Raw genomic sequence first — 4,999 nt, forward strand, 5'->3', positions numbered from 1 at the left:
CAGTGCGAGGCGCTGGGGGACCTGTCATTCCTACCCACGCTGGCGCAGGAACTGTACGCCGCGTTCACCGACCCCCTGGTGGGTGGCTGCGGATCCGCGCTCGGCGACCAGCCAGGGCTCGTCCTCAACCCGACGCTGTCGGACATGGCCGCTCGGGTCATGACGGCGTTCCGGTTCGCCCATGACAACGGGTCGGCGTTGTTCCTCGCGTTCGTGGGCCATGGGCAGGTCGGGTTCGACGGGTCCACCGCGACGGGCCTGTCCGACTTCTACCTCCTGCCCTACGACTGCGCCGACCCGGACCGCCCGTCGACCGACAACGCGTGGCTGGTCGGGCAACGCCTACGGGAACTCCTCCGCGACCATGACCAGATCGACGGGCTGGTCGTTCTGCTCGACGCCTGCCACAGCGGGCAGGCCGCGGTGGAGGTCGCCCACGGGGTGGCCTCGGTCGCCATGGCCGCGGGGAGCAGGTTCGACCTCCTGACCGCGACTGATGATCGGCCCGCCGCGGACGGCTGCTTCACCCGAGCGCTGACCGAACTGCTGCACGCCGGGCACGCCGGGCGCGGTGCATGGATCGGCTGCCAGGACGCCCATGACCTGATCACGTGCCGCGGCCAGTCACCGCAGCGCAGCACGTTCGACGGCCATCGAGTCACCGACGAAGGCGATCCCGGGTTGTGGCTGGCGCCCAACCGGCAGCGTGCCCCCGGCCGTATCCCACCCCCGGGCGATCCGGCGGGCGCGATGGCCGACGACCTCACCACCGGCCTGGAAACCCCGCGGATGGTGGAGGGGCTGCTCGCCCGCGCCAGCCGCGCCCGCTGGCTTGCCGTGGTCGGCCCGGCCGGCTCGGGCAAGTCCACGCTGCTCAGCGCGCTCGCCCGACCTGAACTGACCAGGGCCACGGTCCCGGACCGGTTCCTCCATGCGCTGGTCTATCTCGACCGCACCACCACCCTGTACTCCCTCACCGACGCTCTGCACAAAAATCTCGATCACAGCGTCCCCGGGTTCCGCATGGCCGTGGCGGCCTACCGCGACAGCCAACCCGCGGACACACTGGACCAGCAACCGCCCCTCGTCCACGACGTGACCGGGCCGCTGCGGCACCTTCCCGGCGATGAGATCATCCGGCTGGGTGTCGACGGTCTCGACCAGCTCGACGACACCACCGGCGACGGCGTCGTAGCCGCTCTCGTCGCCATGGCCGAGGATCCCGACCTTCCCCGACTGCGGCTGATCGTGACCAGCCGCGAGCCCGGCCCCGCGGTGACCGGCGGGCAGCAGTTCACGGTCGACACCGCGGCCCCGGCCAGTCTGGCTCGCTACCTGCAGCGCCGCTGCGTCCCGCCCGCCGCCGCCGACACCCTCGCGGACCTGTGCGCCCGCGGGGCCAGCGCCTGGCTGCTGGCACGCCTGATCGCCGACACCTACGCCGCGCTCACCCAGACCGAACGCGACACCCTGCTCGAACGTCTACACCTCGGCGACAGCCGGACCGAGCTCCTGGCCGGGCTGTTCGACCGGATCATCGACCAGGCCTGCATCGACCAGGCCGGCGCCTACGACGCCACCGAATGGACCGCCAACCTCCTGCCCGTGCTGACCCCGCTCACCGCCGCCGGCGCCGGGCCGGTGATCCCGATCGATCTGCTCGCCGGGGCCAGCGGCTGGCTCGACGGACCCGACCGGCCGAAGGACGTCCGCGACGTCCTGGCCCGGCTGGGCCGGCTCGTCGTGCGCTCCCAACCCGGCACCGCCGGTGAACTGGTCGGGTTGTTCCATCCCGCCCTCGTCGACCATCTCAGCCGCCACACCCGCCGGCCCCTCGACCCGGCCGCGGGCCGGCGCATCCTGCTCAACGAAGTCGAGAAACTCGCACCCATCACCGGTATCTACGCCGACAATCCGCTTTACCGGTGGGCCGCTGGATCCGAAGCCGAATATCTGTGGCAGAACGGGCAGATCAGCGCCGCTCTCCGCGCCCTGCGACGCCGGCCGCTACCGACCCCCCGCGCCAACCTCACCCGCTGGACCGAGTGGTACCCCCGCATCCGCACCGCACGCGGCCCCGACCACCCCAACACCCTCACCACCCGGGGCAACATCGCCGACTGGACCGGGGAGACCGGTGATCCGGGCGAGGCGCTGCGGCTATTCCGAGAGCTGCTACCCGACCAGGAGCGGGTTCTCGGCCCCGGCCACCCCGACACCCTGACCACCCGGAACAACATCGCCCACTGGACCGGGCAGGCCGGTGATCCGGGCGGAGGTGAACGGTAGAAAGGGTGCGAGGGCGGTCGTGATCCCGGTGTCGTTCTGTTCAGGCAGCACCGTAGCCAGGGCGTAACGCAACACGTCTGCCTAGAGCCGGTCGAGATACTCCCGGCCTACGGCGCAGGGGTGATCTGGGGGAAAGCCGCGGCCAGCGCATCGCGCCACGGACGCAGCGGGGTCAGGCCCGCGTCGCTCCACGAGCGGGACGACAGCACCGAATAGGCCGGGCGCGGAGCCGGCCGGGGGAACGCGTCTGTTGTCGTCGGCGTGACCTTCGCCGGGTCCATCCCCAGCTCGGTGACGATCGCCCGAGCGAATCCGTACCAGGTCGTGTCGCCACCGCCGGTGCAGTGGTAGATCCCCGGTCTGACCCCCGATGCCGCGAGCTCGATCAGCCCGGCGGCGAGGTCCACCGCCCAGGTGGGTGACCCTTGCTGGTCGTCGACCACCGACAGGGTGTCGCGCTCCGCCGCGAGCTTGGCGATCGTCCGGACGAAGTTGCGCCCGGACGCGCCGTACACCCAGGCGGTGCGCACGACATAGGCAGACGGACACAGCGCGAGCACGGCCTGCTCGCCGGCGAGCTTGGTCCGCCCGTAGGCTGAACGCGGCGCGGTGGGGGCATCGGCCTCGTACGGCTTGTCCGCCGTGCCGTCGAAGACGTAGTCGGTGGAGACGTGAACCAGTGTTGCGCCGACCTCGGCACAGGCTGCGGCCAGCTGCGCCGGAGCGGCAGCATTCGCGGCGTAGGCGCCCGTCTCGTCGGTCTCGGCGCCGTCGACGTCCGTCCAGGCGGCGGTGTTGACCACCACGAGACCACCCTGGATCTTCGCGGGCCGGGCCTGGTCCGCGATGACCGCCCGCACCCGGGCCGCGTCGGTGACGTCGAACTCGGCGCGGGTGAAACCCGCCCAGGCAAGGACCCGCTCATCGGACTCCAGCAGCCGGCAGAGATCCGCTCCGAGCTGACCGCCGGCTCCCGTCACCATCACGCGCACCAGGTAAGTGTGGCAGACCTCGCCGGATGATCATCCACGGCCCATCCCATCACCCACCATGGATGAAATGACCATACCGCCATCGGTTCATTACACAAAGTATCAGCCGTGCACCCAGGCTTGAAGTTGCCCTACTGACCGTTGGGCACGGCTGGCCAACCAGGTCTGGCCGTCACCGTCGTCCGGAGAAGGCAGCGATCAGACCCCCGGCGCCCCGGCAAGCACCCGACGACGTGCTGACCCGCGCCCGGTCCCGTCCACCGCGGGGGGTTGTCCTGCTGACAGCGTTGCACCTCACGCTGTTGGCGACCTACTCGTTCACATATCCGACCTGGACCGGTTACGACGAGGCCCAACACGTCGACATGGTCTACGGGCTCCGCCACGGCGGTGGATGGCCGGCGCCGGGCGACCGGATCATGGCGAAGGGGGTCGCGGCCACCTCGGACGACTTCGATCGCGGCCGGTACGCCGGGATGTTCCAGTCGGGTCGCAGATCCCCCAGTGATCCACCATTCGCCGCGATCAGGCCGACGCCCCGCGGCCGGCGCCTGTCCTTTGATGCGCTGGGCGGCCCCGAGCCGGTCACGGACGGCCGGCTGCCCAACCAGATGGTGCAGCACCCGCCGATGATCTATGTGGTCGGGGCGGGCATGCTGGCGGCCCTGCCGGGATCGTCGCGATGGGCCTATGACCGGCAGGTCTGGGCGCTGCGCCTGCTCAACATCAGCCTTGTCGCTCCCCTGCCCCTGCTCGCCTGGGCGGCCGCGCGGCGGTTCGGGCTCTGCCAGCCGTTGGCACAGGCTGCCGCGGCAGTGCCGCTCGCCGTTCCCGGCCTGACCCGGGTCGGGGCCACGTTCAACAACGACGGACTGCTGATGTTCTCGGTCGGCGGGCTGACAGTACTGATCGCCGGCGTACTGGCCGGTGACATGCGCCGGCGGACAGCGGTGGGCATCGCCCTGTCACTCACCGTAGCACTACTCACCAAGGCGCTGGCTCTGCCGCTGGTGCTGATGGTCGCGATCGCCTATCCGCTCGGCTGGGCGGCGCCCCGCGGACCACGCGGACCACGCGGGCGCCGCTGCGCCCTGACCACCGGGTCCGGGCGGGCCGCGGTTGTACGCACGCCGCCGTGGCGGCCGGCGCTGCTCGCGATCGGGCTTGCCTGCGCAGCCGGCGGATGGTGGTGGGTCCGCAATTACATCCTCTACCACTCAATAGAGCCCAATGGATGGGCAACTGACCCACCACGGCGAGAACCGATCCTGCTACCGAAGTCATTCGGCACCTGGTACGGCTACTTCTGGCGAACGATCATCAGTCGGTTCTGGGGCGGTCTGGGAATGTTCGAACCGCCTGCGCTGTCCCGGGTCGCGACGCTCGCCGCGACGCTCGCCGTGACCGGGTGTGTCATCGCGGCGCTGACCCACCGCCGGGACGCCGGCGTGATCCGGCCTGGCCGGCGGCCTACCCGCCTGGGGGTTCACGTGCGTGTGCCGGTCCTGCTCATGCCGGTTTTCCTGGCCTATCTGCTGGTCGGCCAGCGAAGCTATGCCGATTACCTGGAGTCCACCCGTGCGATCGCCATCCAGGGCCGATATCTGTACCTCGGCATCGTCGGCATCGCCGTGGTCACCGCCGGTGGGCTTGGCCGACTACTCAAGGGACGCGAGCGGCTGGCCGGCCTCGCCGTCCTAGCCGGCGCGCTGGCCATG

Annotated in this window: 3 protein-coding genes; 2 read left to right on the forward strand and 1 reads right to left on the reverse strand. The window is 70.7% G+C overall.

The window, feature by feature from the left end; genetic code table 11:
• A partial coding sequence (locus U9980_RS22155) for a tetratricopeptide repeat protein (protein WP_322769693.1) occupies positions 1–2,289 on the forward strand: 2,289 nt, incomplete at its 5' end.
• 107 nt (positions 2,290–2,396) lie between these two features.
• Here U9980_RS22155 and rfbD read toward each other — a convergent pair.
• The gene (gene rfbD, locus U9980_RS22160) at positions 2,397–3,272 is read right to left on the reverse strand and encodes a dTDP-4-dehydrorhamnose reductase (RefSeq protein ID WP_322769694.1); all 876 of its coding nucleotides are present in this window, start codon (positions 3,270–3,272) and stop codon (positions 2,397–2,399) included.
• 242 nt (positions 3,273–3,514) lie between these two features.
• Between rfbD and U9980_RS22165 the strand changes: the two genes are divergently transcribed.
• On the forward strand, positions 3,515–4,999 hold a 1,485-nt coding region (locus U9980_RS22165), incomplete at its 3' end, for a hypothetical protein (RefSeq protein WP_322769695.1).

The sequence above is a fragment of the Protofrankia sp. Cr1 genome (genome assembly GCF_963555865.1).
Taxonomy (GTDB): domain Bacteria; phylum Actinomycetota; class Actinomycetes; order Frankiales; family Frankiaceae; genus Protofrankia.